Raw genomic sequence first — 19412 nt, forward strand, 5'->3', positions numbered from 1 at the left:
CGCGGCTCGATGCGATGTGACTCCGGCGAAGCCCATTGCTCACTTTCTCACGAGACGAGGCCCGCGCGGAGCACTTCGCGGCGAAGGTGTCCCCCGATCGGTGGACCTCGAGTTCATCCCGCTCTCCGTCCTGTCGGTGGACAGACGTCGGCCCTGATCCGCGACATAGTCGATGCACACCGGAAACGGGACACGGAAACCGAGTTCCACTCCCCCACAAAATCTTTCCCACCGAGCCCAGGAGAAGCCACCATGCGTACCCCCACCCGCCGCCGCGTAGCCCGGTTTTTCGCCCTGCCCGCCACGGTACTGACCGTCGCCGGTCTCGCCGTGGCCGCAACCGGTGTCGCCACCGCCGGAACGATGCCGACGTCGGGCCCCACGATCGCGATGACGATCAGCAACGACACCGACCTGCCGATGGTCCTCGCGGGTTCGTCGAACCCCTACGGGCAGTGGATTCAAGCGCCGTCGGACTACCTCGCCCCGCACAGCAGCCAGATCGTGAAGGCATTCTCCAACGACCCGAACGGCGTCGAGGTGGACACCACCTACTCGCTACCCGGTGGTGCTCAGGCCGTGTTCCGCGCCGACAACTACAGCAACACCACCGACGTGGACGGCACTCGCGTGGACGCCGACTTCGGCCACACCTACGGCATCAGCAGCTGGATCGACTCCGGCTACCCGAACATGAACGTCGGCTACCACCTGTACGGACATCCCTGACGATCCGACCAACTACCGATCCCTATCGACCACCGAACTTTCGACGAAAGCCAGAGACCATGATCATGCACGTCAACAACACCCCCACCCCGACAGTCTCCCGAACGATGTGGACCACCGAGGAGATCAAGGCACGTCTCGCGGAGATGGACATTCCGCGCTCCCGCACTCGCCGCGTGTCCCGCTGGGGCAACCGCGACCGATAACCGCTGGGTCAGCGCTTGTGTCACCGCTGGGTCAGCGTTTGTGTCTGGGCTTCCAGACGACGAGCGCGTTGCTGCGGGGGATGGGAACGAGGTCACGCCGGTAGCCGGCGTGTACCTGAGCGAGTTCCTCGGCCAGCTCCCGCACCCGGTGTTGTAACGCTTCCACCTGATTGGTGAGTTCGATGATGCGCTTGATACCGGCGAGGTTGACACCCTCGTCCTGGGAGAGTCGCTGGACCTCGCGGAGTAGTGCGACGTCGCGCGGGGAGTAGCGTCGGCCGCCACCCTGGGTGCGGTGTGGGGTGACGAGGCCGAGACGGTCGTAGTTGCGCAAGGTCTGGGCGTGCATCCCCGCAAGCTCCGCCGCCACCGAGATCACGAAGATCTGCGCATCGGGGTCAACGGACGCGTCGTGTGGTTCCTGAGTTGTATCGGTCATCACGCACCTGCCCACCCGGCCCTGGGGTCGAACCCACTGGCCTTTTCGGCTTCCAGATAGGTTTTCAATGCGTCGACAGCGGGGTCGTCCAGTTTCTGCGGTACCGCAATCTTGACGGTGACCAGCAAGTCACCTGCCCCGCCGCCACGCTTGGGGACGCCTCGGCCACGGACGCGGAGGATGCGTCCGTCCGCTGTTCCCGCCGGAATCTTCACGCCGACACGCCCCTCCAAGGTGGGGACGGAGACGGTCGTACCGAGCACGAGTTCACCGTAGCTGACCGGCACCACTACGGTGAGGTCGTCGCCGTTGCGGCCGAACACCTTGTCGGGTCGCACCCGCACGGTGACGAAGAGATCGCCCGACGGCGCACCGCGCAGGCCCGCTTCCCCTTGCCCGGCCAGCCGGATCTTCTGGCCGTCACTGACACCGGCCGGAACGCGGACCGTGATGGTGCGGGTGCGGTTGGTCACCCCGTTGCCGTGGCACACCTCGCACGGAGAATCGATGATGGAGCCGGTACCGCGGCAGTCGTCACACGGTTCGCTGAAACCGAAGGCGCCCTGGTTGCGGCTGACGATCCCGGTTCCGTTGCAGCGGGGGCATACCCGCGGGCTGGTTCCCGGCTTGGCTCCGCTGCCGTGGCACGTGGTGCACGGCGATGGGCTGGTGAGGCGCAGCGGAACCGTGACACCGAGAGTGGCCTCGCGGAATTCGAGCGTCGTCTCGGTCTCCACGTCGCTTCCACGGCGCGGACGACTGGACGTGCGGGTGGCGCCGCCGCCGGCACCGCGATTGAACAGTCCTCCGAAGAGGTCACCGAGTCCGTCGGCCGCGGCGCCGCCACCGCCGAACAGGTCGTTGATGTCGAAACCGCCCTGGCTGAAGCCGCCACCGGCGCCGGGGTTGAATCCACCCCGGCCGAAACCGCCGCTGGCGAACAGGCGCCGGGCTTCGTCGTACTCCTTGCGTTTGGCGGGATCCGACAGCACGGCGTGCGCCTCACTGACGGACTTGAACCGCTCCTCCGCCTTGGTGTCGCCGGGGTTCGCGTCCGGGTGGAGGTCGCGGGCGAGCTTGCGATACGCCTTCTTGATCTCGTCCGCGGACGCGTCGGACGAGACGCCCAGCTCCTTGTAGAAGTCCTTCTCGATCCACTCCCGTTGGCTCACTGGGCGTCTCCTCCTCTCGCTCTTATTCTTGTTCCGACTCGGCGGGCTGTGCAGCCTCGTCGGAGGTGTTCTCGTCGCCTTCGACGCGATCGATCACAGCTACCATCGCATGCCGCAGGACGCGGTCACCGAATTTGTAGCCCTTTCGCATCACAGTGCCCAGCACGGGATCGTGGCCGTCTCCCTCGTGCTGCACTGCCTCGTGCAGCGACGGGTCGAACGGATCGCCCTCCGCGCCGAACTCGCTCAGACCCAGAGAGGTGAGCGCGCCGGTGAGCTTGTCTGCCACAGCCTTGAGCGGCCCCGAGTCGAGGTCGCCGTGGCTGCGTGCCCGATCGAGATCGTCGAGCACACCGATGAGTTCACCGACCACCGACGCCTTGGCCGACTCGATGTCGACCTGCTTGTCACGCTGGACGCGGCGACGATAGTTCGCGTACTCGGCCTGCAGTCGCTGCAGGTCGGCGGTGCGCTCGGCCAGCTCGTCCCTCTCGGGTGCAGCAGCCTGCTCCTGCACTTCCCCTTCGTCCACCGAGCCGGGCTGCGGAGCGGCGGCGGCGCCCGCGAGGGACTCCGTCACCGGTTCCGCTTCCCGTACCTGACCGGTCTCGGGGTCGATCTTCCGCTTGTCCACGAAAGTGACCGGTTCCTGCTCGGTGTTGTCGGACGTCACTTCTTCTCCGCGTCGGAAGGCTCGTCCACGACCTCGGCGTCGACCACGTCATCGGAGCCGTTGCTGCCGGCGCCGTCGGTGTTCGCCGCCTCTTCAGCAGCGCTCGCTTCGTAGATCGCCTGGCCCAGGGCCTGCGACTCCGTGGCCAGCTTCTCCACCGCGGACTTGACCGCTGCGATGTCCGTGCCGGCCAGGGCGTCGTTGGCTTCCTTGATGGCAGCCTCGACCTTCTCCTTGACGTCTCCGGACACCTTGTCCTCGTTGTCCTTGATGAACTTCTCGGTCTGGTGCACCAGCGACTCGGCCTGGTTGCGAACCTCGGCCTCCTCGCGACGCGCCTTGTCTTCCTCGGCGTGCGCTTCGGCGTCCTTGATCATGCGGTCGATCTCTTCCTTGGACAGACCGGAGCCGTCCTGGATCTTGATCGTGTTTTCCTTGCCGGTGCCCTTGTCCTTCGCCGTCACGTGCACGATGCCGTTGGCATCGATGTCGAAGGTGACCTCGATCTGCGGCACGCCCCGCGGGGCGGGCGGCAGTTCGGTGAGCTCGAAGGAACCGAGGAGCTTGTTGTGCGAGGCGATCTCGCGCTCGCCCTGGAACACCTGGATCTGCACCGACGGCTGGTTGTCGTCGGCCGTGGTGAAGGTCTCGGATCGCTTGGTCGGGATGGTGGTGTTGCGCTCGATGAGCTTGGTCATCACTCCACCCTTGGTCTCGATACCGAGCGAGAGCGGCGTGACGTCGAGGAGCAGCACGTCCTTGACCTCGCCCTTGAGGACACCGGCCTGCAGGGCAGCGCCCACGGCGACGACCTCGTCCGGGTTCACGCCCTTGTTGGGCTCGCGTCCGCCGGTGAGCTCGCGCACCAGGTCGGAGACGGCGGGCATGCGGGTGGAACCACCGACGAGCACGACGTGGTCGATGTCCTTGACGGCGATACCGCTGTCCTTGATGACTGCCTGGAACGGGGCGCGGGTGCGGTCGAGCAGATCGGAGGTGATCTTCTGGAACTCGCTGCGCGAGAGCTGCTCGTCGAGGAAGAGCGGGTTCTTGTCCGCGTCGACGGTGATGTAGGGCAGGTTGATCGAGGTGCTCTGCGAGGAGCTCAGCTCGATCTTCGCCTTCTCCGCCGCCTCACGCAGGCGCTGCAGCGCCATCTTGTCCTTGGTCAGATCGATGCCGTTCTGACTCTTGAACTTCTCCACGAGCCAGTCGACGATGCGCTGGTCCCAGTCGTCACCACCGAGGTGGTTGTCACCGGAGGTGGCGCGGACCTCGACGACGCCGTCGCCGATCTCGAGCAGTGAGACGTCGAAGGTGCCGCCACCGAGGTCGAACACCAGGATGGTCTGTTCCTTGTCGCCCTTGTCGAGGCCGTAGGCGAGTGCCGCGGCGGTGGGCTCGTTGACGATGCGCAGCACGTTCAGGCCGGCGATCTGGCCGGCTTCCTTCGTGGCCTGACGCTGGGCGTCTTCGAAGTAGGCGGGAACGGTGATCACGGCGTCCGTGATGTCCTCACCCAGGTATGCCTCGGCGTCACGCTTGAGCTTCATGAGCGTGCGCGCGCTGATTTCCTGAGGGGTGTACTTCTTGCCGTCGATCTCCACGTTCCAGTCGGTGCCGATGTGGCGCTTGACGGAGCGGATGGTGCGGTCGACGTTGGTGACCGCCTGGTTCTTGGCGGGCTGGCCGACCAGCACCTCACCGTTCTTGGCGAAGGCGACGATCGACGGGGTGGTGCGAGAGCCTTCGGCGTTGGCGACCACTACGGGCTCGCCGCCTTCCAGCACAGACACGACCGAGTTCGTTGTACCGAGGTCGATACCGACCGCACGAGCCATAGTGTTCCTCACTTTCGTTTTGCAGTTCCGGGGGCAGAGTATTTTCGTACCGAACTGCGATGTTGGCGCTTGGTGAGCGCCCTCGGCTCAAGTTTGCACCCGAACCGCGTCGGGAGTCAATTCGAACTTGAGTCCAGGGCACTCAAGGTTGTCAGAAGGCTCAACGGGCCGTACTCCGGATTTGTTCCCAGTCGCTGCGGACAACTTCCCGGCCGTCGACAGCACCCCGCTGTCCGGCGAACACTGGACCTGAGGGAAAGGACCCGTCATGCCAGTACTTCGAGTGGAACATTCAGTCAGCGACTACGACGCGTGGAAGAAACTATTCGATGACGATCCGATCGACCGCAAGGGCTCAGGCGTTCAGCGCTACCGCGTCGGACGGTCCGTCCACGACCCCGCTTACGTGACGATCGATCTGGAGTTCGCCACGACGGAGGAGGCAGACGGTCTGCTCGAGAAGTTGCGCGGCCTGTGGGCCGGCCTGGGTAAGGAAATGATGCGCGACCCCCGCGCCCAGGTCGTCGAGACGGTGGAGGACGTGACACTCTGAAATCTTTTGGGCGTCGGCTACAAGCGTGCGACCGAGCGAGTCGCCCCAGGACGCTCGCGACATCTCGATAGGATTCCCACCGTGACGACACCCGAACAGCCGCCACGGCGCCCGGCCCCGCCGCGGCCCGTCCCGCCCCGTCCGGAGTTCGCGGTTACGCCCCTGCGCACCGCGCCGACCGACTCCACCCCGAAGGCAGTGACGGTCTCACTGACCGCGTGGATAGGTTCGTTCGTCGTTCTCGCCGGCATCGCGGGTGCCGTGGCTCTGGACCTTCGCGCCGTGCGTGATGCACTAGAGGCCTCGGTGGCCGCGGAGAATCCCGCTGACTCCGCACAGGACATCACCGACACCGTGAACTTCACACTGATTGTCAGCGGCGCCATCGCGGTCGTGCTGGTTCTCCTGGCACTCCTCGGCATACAGCTCCTCCGGGCCCGAAAAATGGCGGGCCTCGTCACGCTGGTGGTGATCGGTCTCCTCAGCGCAGCCGGTGGCGTCGGATTCTGGACCCTTCTGTCGGACGCCGGCGACGCCACGGCCGGGGTGTTGCAGTGGGCGCCGCTGGCCTACAGCGCACTGGTCGCCGTCGGCGTCCTCGCCCTGTTCGCGCCCGGCGTGTCCGCGTGGTTGCACCGACGCCCCTGATCGGGCTCAGGCCTGGCACGAATCCGTGCTGCCCGCGAACTCGGGATCGGGGTCGTATTCCTTGTTCGACGTGCCGGAGTACTCGGGATCGGGGTCGTACTCGTCATTGGTCGTCCCGGTGAAGTCCGGATCCGGGTCGTACTCGTCATTGCTGGTTCCCTCGTACGAGGAGTTGCACGCGGGAGCTGCTGCCGCCACCTGTGTGACGGATGCGGCGCCGAAGAAGAGTGCCGCGGCCGCCAGGGCAGTGAGCGTGGTACGGAACATGATTGGGACCTTTCAGAGAAGACCGAGTGAGGTAACCGAGCGGGGTGAACCGGGCAGCGCGGGCAGACCGAAGAAGACGCGGGATCACAGCAGGACGAGACGGGCAGGCGGCGATGTACACCGGATCTGTGGGGGCGGCCTGTGCGCGGGCTCCTCGGTGCCCCACCCCGGATACTGCACACCGGAAGCGTGAAAGCCGTGTACGTGACCGTTCATATGGCGCACTTCCCACACCTCGGTGGAGACCGGCTCCACAACCTCGTCGACTCGTCCCAAGTCCATCGACCGTTCGTTGGCCCGACTCGAGTTGGTGATGTCGAAGTGGCGCGTCACCGAGGGGATACCCAATTTCTGACGGAAAAACAGTTGTCGGCGAACTTCTTTTCCGCGACGGGCACTGTGTGCCACCGTGGACCTCGACGCCCGGCTTCGCCTCACTGCCGAACGGGTCCGCGTCACCGAGGAACCGGCCGCCTTCGGTGGGACGAATATCACCGGACATCCTGTCCCCCAGCAGATGTCGTCGGAACGGAGGTGTTGCCGCGACACGGTCGATCGCCTCACCCCCAACGCACCGGCCCCACGACTACGCAGTGGCCGCGGCTCCGATGTCGGCAGAAGTTTCATGGTTGAAATCCTGCGCTGCAGCCGGTGTCGGCACATCCAGGAAGGCACCCAACTTCGACCCCGAGAAACACCCCGAGACTGCCCTGCCTAACAAGGACCGTTTCTGACCGCAATACCGCCTATCGTTCTTTTCATGACCACTTCGGAGAAGCCCTCGATCACCGGCGAATGCGCGGACATCCTGCAGATCCTGCAGGAGCAGCGAGCCACGTTACTCATCACCGTGCGCGGCATCGACGACGCACAGGCACGTCAGCGCTCCACCGTCAGCGACCTGACACTCGGCGGGCTGATCAAGCACGTGTCCCACACCGAAAAGCACTGGGTCGAAACCATTCTCGAACCTGACGAGAACGCGGAGTTCGACATGGAATCGGCGATGGAGCTGTACTACATGCGAGAGGACGAAACCCTCGAGGGGCTTCTGGCCGATTATGCCGAGGTGGCCCGCGCGACGGAGACCGCGCTGGCGGGCCTGAGCGACCTGGACGTACTCATCCCGCTCCCCACCGCGCCGTGGGCACCTGAGCGGCAGTGGTGGACAATCCGCCGGACCCTGCTCCACATCATTCGGGAGACCGGCCACCACTCGGGTCACGCCGACATCATTCGCGAATCCCTCGACGGTGCCAACACGACGAAGACGATGGGCACCGACGCCGGTATGGAGTTCTGAGAGGTCGACGCATCACCCATCGTCCCTCGACGCCGGGATACCGTGAGGAGATGCCCTCGAAGCAGCGCGTTCGGGGTACTCGGTCGTTCGGCAGGAGGGAAGGAATGCTCGATGGCGGTGCGTGACGAGGAAAGCGCGCTGCGAGCGCCTGCCGGGAGCAGGGTACGTAAAACCCGGACGAGGCTGGCAGACGGGCGCGAGCTCATCTACTTCGACGACTCGGAGCCGTACGTTTCCGGTGCGGCCACCCGTGAACTGGTCGATTCCAGGCCTCTTCCACCCGCCGTCTCGCAGTCGCAGATGCGTTTCGACGTCCTCACGGGTGAATGGGTTGTCATCGCGGCGCAGCGAATGGATCGCACGTTCCTCCCACCTGCCGACGCGTCACCACTCGCCCCGAGCCGGCCCGGTAAGCCGCCCACCGAAATACCCGCCGACAACTACGACGTCGTCGTCTTCGAGAACCGCTTTCCTGCCTTGGCGACCGTTGCAGAGGAACAGCACCTTCCCGGGTGCGTCGATGAGGAACCACTGTGGCCGCTGGCCCCGGCGACGGGCCGATGCGAGGTGGTCTGCTTCAGCAGCGACCCCGACGCCCGGTTCTCGTCCTTGGGCCCCGGCCGGGTCCGCACCGTGATCGACGTCTGGGCCGACCGCACCGCCGAACTGTCTGCGCTGCCCGGGATCCGCCAGGTGTTCTGCTTCGAGAACCGCGGTAGGGAGATCGGGGTGACGCTGACCCACCCTCATGGGCAGATCTACGCCTACCCGTTCCTGCCGGCGCGCACCGCCACCCTGATACAGCGGTCGCGCGCACACGTCGAGCGGACGGGCAAGCTGTTGCTGTCGGACGTGCTCGACGCGGAAAAACGCGCGGGCCGGCGGATCGTCCTTGCCGCCGAGCATTGGACGGCCTATGTGCCCGCCGCCTCCCGGTGGCCGCTGGAAGTGCACCTCGCGCCACACAGCGACGTCCGAGACCTCGCCGAACTCGACGACGCCCAACGTGACGAACTCGCGCTCGTCTACCTCGAACTGCTGCGGCGGGTCGACCGCTTCTTCGACGGCGTCGACGCCGTCCCCTACATCGCCGCATGGCATCAGGCGCCGGTGGGCGACGATCGCCCCTTCGGGCGCCTGTACCTCCAGCTGTACTCGATGATGCGGTCGCCCGGCCGGATGAAATACCTGGCGGGTTCCGAGTCGAGCATGGGCGTTTGGATCAATGACACCACACCGGAACGCATCGCCGACCGCCTGCGCGAGGTGGCCTCGTGACGGCACCCTCTCGGGTGGAACCCGCCGACGCCTACACCGTCGCTGCGGGCGCGGAAGCCTTGTTCCGCAGCACCTTCGGTGAAGCCGCTGACGGCGTGTGGGCCGCACCCGGGCGAGTCAACCTCATCGGCGAGCACGTCGACTACGCGGGCGGGCTCGTACTTCCGTTCGCACTCCCCTACGTCACGGTGGTGGCCGCCCGCATCCGGAACGACGACCGGATGCGCTGCGTCTCCACCCACACGACAGACAGGTGGCAGGGTGCAGTGTCCGAGGTGGCGCCGGGACGTCCGTCCGGGTGGGCCGCCTACCTGGCGGGTGTGCTCTGGGCGCTACGAGATTCGGGCATCGCGCCGGCAGGAAGAGGCTTCGACATCGCGGTGCACTCCACGGTTCCCGTCGGTTCAGGGCTGTCGAGTTCGGCGGCGCTGGAATGCGCGTTCGCGCTCGCCGTCGCCGACTCGCTCGGGCTGCCCACGAACACGGACGGACGCCGGACGCTGATCGACGCGTGCATCCGCGCGGAGAACGAGATCGTCGGGGCCGCGACCGGTGGAATGGATCAGTCGGTCGCGATGCTCGCCCGCCTCGGGCATGCCCTGCTGCTGGATTGCCGCAGCGGCGACAGCCGCCTCGTTCCCCTCGACTTCGCGTCGGCGGGCGCCCAACTCCTGGTGATGGATACCAACGCTCCGCACAGACTGGCCGACGGGCAGTACGGCGCGCGGCGGGCGACGATCGAGCGGGCATGCGCGAACCTGGGTGTGGACACGCTGCGAGACATTCGCGACGTGAACGGCGCACTCGCCGCGCTGACGGTGCCACAGTCGGTGCCGCGGGTGCGGCACGTTCTCGCCGAAATTCGGCGCGTCGTCGAGGTGACCGATCTGCTGGCGCAGAACCGTATCTCCGACATCGGGGACGTCCTGACCCGTTCCCATCGCTCGTTGCGGGACGACTACGAGGTCAGCTCCGTCGAACTGGACTGCGCCGTCGAGGCCGCCCTCGAGGCCGGAGCGTGGGGAGCGCGAATGACGGGGGGCGGTTTCGGCGGCTCGGCCATCGCCCTCGTTCCGCTCGACCGGGTCGAAGACGTGGTCGCACACGTACTCCACAGGGCCGCATCCGCGGCGTTGCCCACCCCGCAGTTCCTGTCCGCCACGCCGTCGTCCGCGGCGCGCCGACTCTGAGACGGGATGGTGCGAGTCCTTTCGCCAGCGGCGGTACGAGCAGTGTCGCTAACGTGGGTAGTCCGGTGACGCCCACGTGCGGGTATCGGACTCGCGACAAGGAGGGCATTGTGAACGATGCCGATTCGACCAGGCAGAAGCAGATCGTCGGCGCCCTCGTCGAGGCGTTCGCCGATCTCATGGAGGCGGACCCGAGCGCTTTCCGTACCAAGTTCCGCAAGATGGCGGCCAACCCGTTCGCCTTCTACCGGGGCAGTGCCTGCCTGTTCTACAACGACATCCGGGACTTCGACGACCCCTGGGCAGATGACCGCACCAGCAGGGTGTGGATCCACGGCGACCTGCACCTGGAGAACTTCGGAACCTACATGAACTCGGAGGGGACCCTGGTCTTCGACGTCAACGACTTCGACGAGGCCTACGTAGGGCACTTCAGCTGGGACCTTCGGCGCTTCGTGGCCAGCCTCGCGCTGATGGGCTGGCAGAAGGCTCTGCCCGAAAGTGATGTCCGGGCACTGGCAGAGACCTATCTGCGTACGTACGTCGAACAGGTCATGCATTACGTACAGCAGGAGGCGGACGACGCGTACGCGCTGCGGCTGGACAACTCCCGCGGCAGTATCCACGACCTTCTCCTGCAGGCCCGCCTCGCCACCCGTGTCAGCCTCCTCGACTCGGTCACGGTGCTCGACGATTACGACCGGCACTTCCGCCGCGGTCGCGGGGTCCGGGAACTGGACGAGAACGAACGCGACACCGTGTGCGAGTCGCTGGACGCCTACATCGAACGAGTGCCCCCCAACAAGAGGTCGGAGCGACCGGTTTTCTATCGCATCAAGGATGTGGTGGGGCGCAAGGGGTTCGGAATCGGCAGCGCCGGACTTCCGGCGTACAACGTGCTCATCGAGGGCACAACCCAGGCACTGGAGAACGACATCGTGCTGTCCATCAAACAGGGCAATGTCGCGGCCCCGAGCCGCATCGTCGACGAGCCGGCCGTCCGCAACTATTTCGAGCACGAGGGTCACCGCACCGTGGTGAGCCAGCGCGCCCTGCAGGTCCACACCGATCCCCTGCTCGGCTACACCGAGATCGGGGACACCGGATTCGTGGTCGCCGAACTGTCACCGTACGAACTGGACCTCGACTGGTCCGACCTCACCGAACCGGAGGAGATCGCCCCCGTGCTCGAAGACCTGGGCCGGGCGACCGCGAAGGTTCACTGCGTCTCCGACGAGGACAGTGATCAGACCCTGGTCACATTTCAGACCGAAGACGCCATCCATGGTGTGATCGAGGGTCGGCTCGACCAGTTCGTCGAGGAGATCATCGACTTCGGCCTCGCGTATGCGGAGGTGAGCCGCAAGGATCACCAGCTGTTCGTGGAGGCATTCCGGGAAGGCGAAATCGCGGGCGTCTCGGCAACCTGACGCGCTACAGGAGTACCGAGTTCAGCTCTTCCAGGACGCCTTCCGCGCTTCGTGCGGCAACGGTGCACGCCCGGGCGGTGAACTGGTCCAGCAACGGGTGACGAGCGCGTTCCCGCCATTTCCGGACGGCGGCGAGTGCCCTCATCCGCTGCAACTCCACCGCGTCGTCACCGTCGGTCCCGAGCCGCTCGGAGATCGAGATCCCGAATCCGCCGATCAGTCGCTGCAGCTCGGCCAGGTCGTCGGGGGGTAGCCCCACCTCGGTGGACCGCAGGCGCCCGAGGAGCCGCAGTTCCTGGAACCCGTGCACATCGGACAGCAGACGCTCGGCAGCCAGCATGATCCCGCCTGCGCCCTGCACCGGATGGGCGGTGAGCACCCGCTTCAACGCAACCAGCGCGGAGTGTGTCTTCAACTGGTCGGCACGCTGCCCGAACTGGATGTCGATGACCTGACGCAACTCGTCGAGCCCACTACGCTCCACCAGTTCGGCGGCCAGCGTCGGCGAGTCCCGGGTGCCCAGCCGAATCAACGTGACGGCCATTCGAATGCCGAACAGCCCGAACCGGTCGGCCAGCTGCGCCCGCATCCGAGCATCGACGGGCAGCGGGCTGTCTTCCCGGGCGAAACGGTCGGCCGACAGCATGGCCATGTTCAGGTCGTCCACCGACACCTCGGCCAGGTGCTGGAATGCGGCGAACTCGGCCTGCCGCATCGTACGGGCACCCAAGGCCAGCAGACCTGCGACGGGAACCACCGCCTGGCACAGCCCGGTGCGTTCGAGCTCGCCCGCGAACCGGGACGCCACTTCCTTCGCCGACATCATGGCGTCGAGGCGTCCCGCCCCCACCTCGTCGGCCCGGGACACGACACCGACGACACCGAGCGGACCCGACTCGTCCCCCACGTGGTCCCCGATCTGGCCGAGGAACTGCACATCCGTCGCGTTCAGGGTGCGCAGAAGGTAGACGACGGCGTCGGCACCGGAAGCCTCGTTGTCGGGGGTGAGCATCTCGAGGGTGCGCGCCGACACGTCCCGCGACAGCGAGGAGGTGCCGGGCGTGTCGATGATGGTGGTGTGGGCCAGCGCCGACGAGGGCCACTCCACATCGAGTCGGTCCACCTGCGCGGCGGTCAGATGCCCGAGGTCGAAAGTCAGATGTCCGTCCCGGCGCAACACCGGAACGTTCGCCGAAGCCAACGCGCCGTCGGGGCCGTCCGCCTGGTACCAGGCGGTGACGGCGGGCGTCGACCCGCTGCGATACCAGGTGACGACACGGGTGCACTCCGTCGCATCCGTGGGGGCGATGTCTTGGCCCACCAGCGAATTGAGCAACGTGGACTTACCGGCTTTCAGAGAACCCGCCAGCGCTACCCGCAGTGGTTGTTCGAGGCGGCGAGCGCATTCGGTGAGCTGATCGCGAATCTCGGGCCGGCCGGCGTAGAGCTGCCTGGCCGACGCGATCAGCCTGCGGGCCTCCGGAAGTGGCGCTGCGGTCATGCCGTGATCGCTCCGGCGTCGCCGACGACGAGCTGGGCTGCCCGCTCCTTCAGTTCGGAGGCGATGTGCAGATCCTTCTCGAGTTGCGCGATCCGGCGCGTGCGCTCGGTGGACTCGAGGTTGGCCGCCTCCTGCGCGGCACGCAACGAATCGTTGATCGAGCGCAATGCCTGCTCGGCGATGCCTGTGAAGTGATCGCGCAGCAACCGCTGGATCGAGCGGAGCCGGTCTTTCGACTCCTTGCCCACCTGGAAGCTGGCGTCGTCCGCGAACCGGCGGATGGCCGCCTTCGCCTCGCCCCGCCGCTTGAGGACCCGGCTCTCCTTGTCCTCTCGATACGCTTTGGTACCGAGAAGGACGCCGGCCCCGATCGAGATCGGGTTGACCAGCGCCATGCCCATCATGGTGGTGATGAGCCCGAACATCAGCACACCACCGTACGAGCCGCGCATACCGACGAGCACCTTCTGGGTGATGCCGATCCGCCCCGACTCGAGATCTGCGAGCGAAGCGACGGGCTCGAGGACCCCGTCGACGTTCGCGATGTCGAGGTGCGGAAGCTCCACGGCACCGGTTTCGGCGAAGTGTTGAGCCACCACCTCGGCGAGCCACAGCGCGCGGTCGTGCGCCCACACGAAGTTGTCACCGATAGCGGTGGCGAACTCCTGCTCGAGCCACTGCCCCAACGCGTCCCAGTCCTTGCCCGGGTCGCCCTGGTCGACGGTTTCCTCGGCTTCCCGCGTCACGCGGCGCAGCCGGTCGCGGAGATCGTGATCGATATCCGCGGCCAGGTCGGCGATACCGTCGCCGAGGGTCTGCTGCCACAGCGACGTCCGCTTGTGTAGATCTTCCGCCGCGGCCTTCGCCTTCTGCAGCTCGGCGACGGCAGCGACACCCTTGGCCGGATCACGAAGAGCGGCAAGCTCACTGCCGATTCCCAGGGTCAGATGCTCGGCCACCGAGGACACGTCGAGCGACACCGCGCGGCGCGTGTTCGACTCCGCGCGGGCCACCACCCGATCGCGGAGGAAGGCGTAGAGCTCGACGAAGCCCGATTCGGTGTTGAGCTCCTCGTCCTGCAGCCGCAGCGCGTGGGATCGGAGGAGGGAGGAAATGGGAATCAGCGGTACGTCGAGGCCGGCGCGCGCGAGGTGCCCTCGATCAGCCTCGACGATGTCCCGCCAATGGGGATACAGGTCTGTCTTGCTGATCAGGCAGGCCACCGACGGGCACAGGCTCGTGACCTGCCTGATGAACCCGAGCTCCGGTTCGGTGAACTCCTGGCTCGCGTCGGAGAGAACGAAGACGGCGTCGGAGGCGGGAATCAGTCCGAGCGTGCTCGCGGCATGTGGGTTGCCCGCGCCGCCCACGCCGGGAGTATCGACCAGGACCAAGCCGTCCGCCAGCAGGGGACTCGGCACGTTGACCTCGACCCGCAGTACCTCCCGACCCCCGGCCCGGGGTGAGGCGGGCGTAATGCCGGTCAGCTCCTCGAGAGGCAGCGGAACCCGAATCGGATCTGCGCCGGGATCGGCGAGGACGAGTTCCGCCGATGCAGTCTCCGCATTCTGCACGAGGGTGGGAATAGCGGTGGTCTCGTCGTCACCGACCGAGCACACGGTCAGGTTGAGCAGTGAATTCACGAACTGGCTCTTGCCCTGCTTGAGCGGGCCGACCACCACGATGCGCATCCGCGGATCGAGGACGCGGTTCCGGGCCTGGTCCAGCCGCTGCGCCAGATCTCCGCGTCCGAACCGCCGCGCGACGTCCAGAGTCTGCTCCAGCAGAGCGGTCATGGATTGCGCAGAAGTGGCGCCGTGCTCGGCGGTTGCACTGCGCTCGGCGGCACTGTGCTTGGCGGCACTGCTTCTAGCGGCTGCACTGTCCATGAGTTCCGTTGACCCGCAATTCTTCCGACCTCGTGCGCGCACCGAACTTCGGTACACGTACACCCGACTGTGGAATCAGCCCCGACCGCATAACGCGTCCGGGGCTGATTTCGTTACATCGTACGGCGGTTCCGGCCGCCCCGTCTGGGGGATGCCGGAACCGCCGTCTCATCACGGTTCGAAGTGATCGACAACGTCCGTGACGTGCTGCGTGGGTGCCACCGAGGAGTCGGTGTCGGCGAACAGGGAGCCTTCCGATTCACCGGTCAGGCTCGACTCCGCACCGAAGGCGTCCTGGGCGTCGATCGAGGACCAGGCGTTGGAACCCGCATCGACAGTGCCGCCCAGCGTCGACTCGAGGCCGCCGCCGATCTCACCGGTGGTGTCGGCCACAGCCCCGCCGACCGCTCCGATGTCGGCCGAACCGCCCGTGGTCGCGTCCGCTTCGGCCGATCCACCGGCCGAAGCGCCACCGTCGATCGCACCGCCCACTCCGGCGGCACCATCGACAGCTCCGTCGAGGGCTCCACCGACCGAGGTGCCGAGCGAACCGAGGCCACCCACGCCACCCGACAGTCCGGCACCGAGGTCGGTCACCGCATCGGTGGTGGCGTCGAGGCCACCGGTGAGACCTGCGGTGGCGTCGACCGCGCTGTCCACGCTGCCTTCGATTCCACCGGCGACGTCGCCACCGATTCCGGTCGCGGCGTCCACCGTGCCACCGAGGGTTCCACCGACGTTCGCCGCCGTGTCCAGCGCGCCTTCGACGGTTCCGCCGAGGTTCGCCGCGGTGTCGAGCGCACCGCCGAGGTTGGCGTCGACGTCCGCGCCTGCGTCGGCCACGGCACCGACCGTGGCACCTGCTTCGCCGACCGCGTCGACGGCACCGTCGACAGTTCCGGTCACCGAGGTGCCCAGGCCTGCGCCGGCGTCGAAGATTCCGCCGAGACCGCCGGTGAGGCCGCTCGTCAGACCGGCGCCGAGGCCACCGGCCGTCTCCAGACCGCCGACCAGGTTGGTTCCGAGGTTGCCGCCGAGGTCGGCGCCCGCGTCGGCGACCGCACCGACACCGGCCGCCACTCCGGCACCGATGCCCGCGGCGGTCTCCGCACCACCGGCGACACCGCCGCCGACAGCTCCACCGACGTTGCCCGTCAGCTCACTACCTGCGTCGACCAGTCCACCGAGGGCACCGTCGATGCCGCCGGTCAGGCCGCCCGCGAGATCGGTACCCGCGTCGAGGGCACCGTCCAGGGCCCCGCCCACACCGGCAGCAGCGCCGAGTCCGAGGTCGGCATCGAGAGCCGAGTCGAGATCGAGTCCACCGCCGGCCTCGAGTGCGGTCTCCAATGCGGAGCCGAGCGTGGCGCTGAGGTCACCGTCGGCCCCGAGGACACCACCGAGAGCGGTACCGAGAGTGCTACCGATGCTTCCTTCGCCACCGAGGACGGAGTCGAGGTCCAGAGCGCCGCCGGTTTCGAGTGCGCCACCGAGGACGCCGCCGAGAGCTGCACCCAGATCGGCTCCTGCGCCGCCACCGACACCGAAGGCGCCGCCGAGCAGACCACCGAGATCGGTCACCGCATCGAGGTCGACCCCGCCACCGGCTCCGAGCGCCGCATCGAGGGCTGCGCCGAGGCCGGCGGTGGCGTCACCGTCGACTCCGAGGGCCCCACCGAGTGCACTGCTGATTGTGGTTCCGAGATCCGCACCGCCTTCGAGGATGCCGCCGAGTCCGAGACCGCTCTCCAGGGCACCGCCCAGAACGGCTCCGAGATCCGCACCGGCCTCGCCGCCCAATCCGAGGGCACCGCTGAGCGCCGTCGTCAGCTCGGAAGTCAGTTCGCCACCGAGTCCGAGGTCACCACCGAGTCCGAGACCCAGATCGCCACCCAGCAGGCCGCCGAGGTCGATGTCCGTCACACCACCGGCACCCAATACCGCTTCGAGGGTGCTGCCCAACTCGGTGGCCAGGCCACCGTCGAGCCCGAGAGCACCACCGAGGACCGTGCCGAGCGCGGCATCGAGTCCCAGACCGCTCTCCAGCGCAGCCGACAAGGCGCCACCGAGACCACCCTCGAGATCCAGGGCCCCACCGAGCAGACCACCCAGCGCACCACCGAGATCGGCACTGACATCGCCACCGGCACCCAGCACACCACCGAGCAGACCGCTCAACGCACCACCGAGGTCACCATCCGCACCGAGAACCGCACCGAGGTCCAACCCGCCACCGGCACCGAGAACCGCCTCCAAGGCGGTACCCAGGCCAGCGGTCAGATCGCCACCGACACCGAGCTCGCCGCCCAGCAGACCACCGAGAACGGCACCGAGACCACCCTCCGCACCCAGAACCGCGTCCAGGTCCAGGCCACCACCGAGGTCGGCGATCGAACCGAGAGTCGCACCGAGCGCACCACCGAGATCCGCACCGAGGTCACCACCGGCACCGAGAACCCCACCCAGCGCGCCACCGAGCACACCACCGAGATCCGCACCGAGCACACCGTCGAGCGAACCCGCCACATCACCGAGCAGATCGCCACCCAGCAGGCCGCCGAGGTCGATATCCGTCACACCACCGGCACCCAATACCGCTTCGAGGGTGCTGCCCAACTCGGTGGCCAGGCCACCGTCGAGCCCGAGAGCACCACCGAGGACCGTGCCGAGCGCGGCATCGAGTCCCAGACCGCTCTCCAGCGCAGCCGACAAGGCGCCACCGAGACCACCCTCGAGATCCAGGGCCCCACCGAGCAGACCACCCAGCGCACCACCGAGATCGGCACTGACATCGCCACCGGCACCCAGCACACCACCGAGCAGACCGCTCAACGCACCACCGAGGTCACCATCCGCACCGAGAACCGCACCGAGGTCCAACCCGCCACCGGCACCGAGAACCGCCTCCAAGGCGGTACCCAGGCCAGCGGTCAGATCGCCACCGACACCGAGCTCGCCGCCCAGCAGACCACCGAGAACGGCACCGAGACCACCCTCCGCACCCAGAACCGCGTCCAGGTCCAGGCCACCACCGAGATCGGCGATCGAACCGAGAGTCGCACCGAGCGCACCACCGAGATCCGCACCGAGGTCACCACCGGCACCGAGAACCCCACCCAGCGCGCCACCGAGCACACCACCGAGATCCGCACCGAGCACACCGTCGAGCGAACCGGCCACATCACCGAGCAGATCGCCACCCAGCAGGCCTTCGAGCGTCGCGCCGAGGCCGCCGCCCGCACCGATCGCAGCATCGAGTGCCGCGCCGAGAGCGCCACCGAGACCGGCGTCCACTCCGAGCACACCACCGAGCGTCGAGCCGAGTGCGCCACCGAGGTCCAGTCCACCGCCGATGCCGGCGAGGATGTCACCGCCGAGGTCGCCGCTCACGTCACCGACCACACCGAGAACCGCGCCGAGGGCAGCACCCACCTCGGCACCCAGGTCGCCGCCGATGGCCAGCGCCGGAGCGAGGATCGCGGTCAGTCCACCGGTCAGATCGATTGCCGGGACCGCGGAGACAGCTGCCGTCAGAGCAGCGGCGAGCTGGGCCGTGATCTCGCCGCCGAGGCCGAGGAAGCCGTCGAGTGCACCGCTGATGACGCCGCCGATGTCGAGGGCGCTACCGAGGTCGAGGCCACCGGTGAGAGACAGCGCAGCGTCGAGTGCCGCACCGAGTGCAGCACCGAGCTGCGCACCGATCTCGCCCCCGATCTCGAGCGCCGCACTGAGTGCCGCACTCAAGGCTGCGGTCAGTTCTGCCGCGAAGTCGAAGTCGCCGCCGAGACCGGCGCCGAGGCCGAGGCCGGCACCCGCTCCGACGCCTACTGCACCGCCGAGGCCGCCACCGAGTCCGAGGCCACCGCCCAGGCCACCGCCGATTCCGGCACCGATCCCACCGGCGACGTCACCGACGACGCCGGTGCCGGCGTTGACGATGGCAGCCAGGTCGGCTCCGCCGCCCGCGAACAGTCCGGACTCGGCCACCATCGGGGCGACGGACACGATGTCGGCGTGGGTCACACCCTCGAGGCCTGCGGCGCACAGTGCGTCCGTCGGGTTGGCGCAGTAAGCGGCAGCAGCCTGCTCGTCGCGAAGAAGGCCGAGGATGAACTCGAGGACGGCGTTGGTAGCCATGGCAATCTCTCCTGTGGTCGAGGATCGGGGAGTTCGGGTGGCCACCACAACAGCTGTGACGGCGAGTGAAACCCACGTTATGGATCGGCGACCCCCTTCCCAACGGGGAGCGGCCCCCCACTCCCGCACCCCTCGATCGGGGATGCCCCCTCAGGG

At 67.3% G+C, this 19412-nt stretch carries 17 protein-coding genes; 8 read left to right on the plus strand and 9 right to left on the minus strand.

The features are described 5' to 3' along the window. The first annotated feature begins 252 nt into the window (after nucleotides 1-252). Nucleotides 253-729 (plus strand): hypothetical protein, encoded by a 477-nt coding sequence (locus R4P95_RS16100; protein ID WP_317745979.1) that lies wholly within the window; start codon nucleotides 253-255, stop codon nucleotides 727-729. Between the two features lie 59 nt (nucleotides 730-788). Next, nucleotides 789-935, plus strand: a complete 147-nt coding sequence (locus tag R4P95_RS16105; RefSeq protein WP_317745978.1) for a hypothetical protein — start codon at nucleotides 789-791, stop codon at nucleotides 933-935. A gap of 31 nt (nucleotides 936-966) precedes the next feature. Here the strand turns inward: R4P95_RS16105 and R4P95_RS16110 are convergent, their stop codons facing one another. From R4P95_RS16110 to dnaK, 4 genes are read right to left on the minus strand one after another with little or no spacing between them, the layout of a single operon-like run. After that, complete coding sequence (locus R4P95_RS16110) at nucleotides 967-1374, minus strand: heat shock protein transcriptional repressor HspR (RefSeq protein ID WP_109332794.1); 408 nt, start codon at nucleotides 1372-1374, stop codon at nucleotides 967-969. After that, complete coding sequence (dnaJ, locus tag R4P95_RS16115; RefSeq protein ID WP_317745977.1) at nucleotides 1374-2546, minus strand: molecular chaperone DnaJ; 1173 nt, start codon at nucleotides 2544-2546, stop codon at nucleotides 1374-1376. The genes R4P95_RS16110 and dnaJ overlap by 1 nt, the downstream gene beginning before the upstream one ends. A 22-nt stretch (nucleotides 2547-2568) precedes the next feature. Beyond that, nucleotides 2569-3219, minus strand: a complete 651-nt coding sequence (grpE, locus tag R4P95_RS16120) for a nucleotide exchange factor GrpE (protein ID WP_317745976.1) — start codon at nucleotides 3217-3219, stop codon at nucleotides 2569-2571. Next, nucleotides 3216-5060: a molecular chaperone DnaK gene (dnaK, locus tag R4P95_RS16125; protein ID WP_109332799.1), complete on the minus strand. Its 1845-nt coding sequence runs from the start codon at nucleotides 5058-5060 to the stop codon at nucleotides 3216-3218. The genes grpE and dnaK overlap by 4 nt, the downstream gene beginning before the upstream one ends. Nucleotides 5061-5328: 268 nt before the next feature. Between dnaK and R4P95_RS16130 the strand changes: the two genes are divergently transcribed. Next, nucleotides 5329-5613 carry a hypothetical protein gene (locus R4P95_RS16130; protein ID WP_317745975.1) on the plus strand — a complete coding sequence of 95 codons (285 nt, stop codon included), beginning with the start codon at nucleotides 5329-5331 and terminating at the stop codon, nucleotides 5611-5613. An 81-nt stretch (nucleotides 5614-5694) separates the two neighbouring features. Then, a complete protein-coding gene (locus R4P95_RS16135; protein WP_317745974.1) occupies nucleotides 5695-6261 on the plus strand; it encodes a hypothetical protein in 567 nt (188 codons plus the stop codon). Between the two features lie 6 nt (nucleotides 6262-6267). Here the strand turns inward: R4P95_RS16135 and R4P95_RS16140 are convergent, their stop codons facing one another. Continuing rightward, nucleotides 6268-6528 carry a hypothetical protein gene (locus R4P95_RS16140; RefSeq protein ID WP_213576735.1) on the minus strand — a complete coding sequence of 87 codons (261 nt, stop codon included), beginning with the start codon at nucleotides 6526-6528 and terminating at the stop codon, nucleotides 6268-6270. An 84-nt stretch (nucleotides 6529-6612) separates the two neighbouring features. Continuing rightward, a complete protein-coding gene (locus R4P95_RS16145; RefSeq protein ID WP_317840478.1) occupies nucleotides 6613-6936 on the minus strand; it encodes a hypothetical protein in 324 nt (107 codons plus the stop codon). Between the two features lie 352 nt (nucleotides 6937-7288). On the opposite strand from R4P95_RS16145, the gene R4P95_RS16150 reads away from it, so the two are divergent. The 4 genes from R4P95_RS16150 to R4P95_RS16165 all read left to right on the plus strand — a co-directional run bounded on the left by R4P95_RS16150 (nucleotide 7289) and on the right by R4P95_RS16165 (nucleotide 11729). Further along, nucleotides 7289-7831: a DinB family protein gene (locus R4P95_RS16150; protein ID WP_213576733.1), complete on the plus strand. Its 543-nt coding sequence runs from the start codon at nucleotides 7289-7291 to the stop codon at nucleotides 7829-7831. A 111-nt stretch (nucleotides 7832-7942) separates the two neighbouring features. After that, nucleotides 7943-9109 (plus strand): galactose-1-phosphate uridylyltransferase, encoded by a 1167-nt coding sequence (galT, locus tag R4P95_RS16155; RefSeq protein WP_317745972.1) that lies wholly within the window; start codon nucleotides 7943-7945, stop codon nucleotides 9107-9109. After that, the gene (galK, locus tag R4P95_RS16160) at nucleotides 9106-10299 is read left to right on the plus strand and encodes a galactokinase (RefSeq protein ID WP_317745971.1); all 1194 of its coding nucleotides are present in this window, start codon (nucleotides 9106-9108) and stop codon (nucleotides 10297-10299) included. The genes galT and galK overlap by 4 nt, the downstream gene beginning before the upstream one ends. Before the next feature lie 110 nt (nucleotides 10300-10409). Beyond that, entirely contained in the window at nucleotides 10410-11729 is a 1320-nt protein-coding gene (locus R4P95_RS16165) for a DUF2252 domain-containing protein (protein WP_317745970.1), read from the plus strand. 4 nt (nucleotides 11730-11733) lie between these two features. Here R4P95_RS16165 and R4P95_RS16170 read toward each other — a convergent pair whose 3' ends face one another. The 3 genes from R4P95_RS16170 to R4P95_RS16180 all read right to left on the minus strand — a co-directional run bounded on the left by R4P95_RS16170 (nucleotide 11734) and on the right by R4P95_RS16180 (nucleotide 19256). Continuing rightward, nucleotides 11734-13230: a dynamin family protein gene (locus tag R4P95_RS16170; RefSeq protein ID WP_317745969.1), complete on the minus strand. Its 1497-nt coding sequence runs from the start codon at nucleotides 13228-13230 to the stop codon at nucleotides 11734-11736. Beyond that, the gene (locus tag R4P95_RS16175) at nucleotides 13227-15026 is read right to left on the minus strand and encodes a dynamin family protein (protein WP_213577756.1); all 1800 of its coding nucleotides are present in this window, start codon (nucleotides 15024-15026) and stop codon (nucleotides 13227-13229) included. Before R4P95_RS16175 ends, R4P95_RS16170 begins: the two co-directional genes overlap by 4 nt. Before the next feature lie 264 nt (nucleotides 15027-15290). Beyond that, a complete protein-coding gene (locus tag R4P95_RS16180; RefSeq protein ID WP_317758312.1) occupies nucleotides 15291-19256 on the minus strand; it encodes an IniB N-terminal domain-containing protein in 3966 nt (1321 codons plus the stop codon). Between the last annotated feature and the right edge of the window lie 156 nt (nucleotides 19257-19412).

This window comes from Rhodococcus sp. IEGM 27, assembly GCF_033142305.1.
GTDB lineage: Bacteria > Actinomycetota > Actinomycetes > Mycobacteriales > Mycobacteriaceae > Rhodococcus_F > Rhodococcus_F oxybenzonivorans.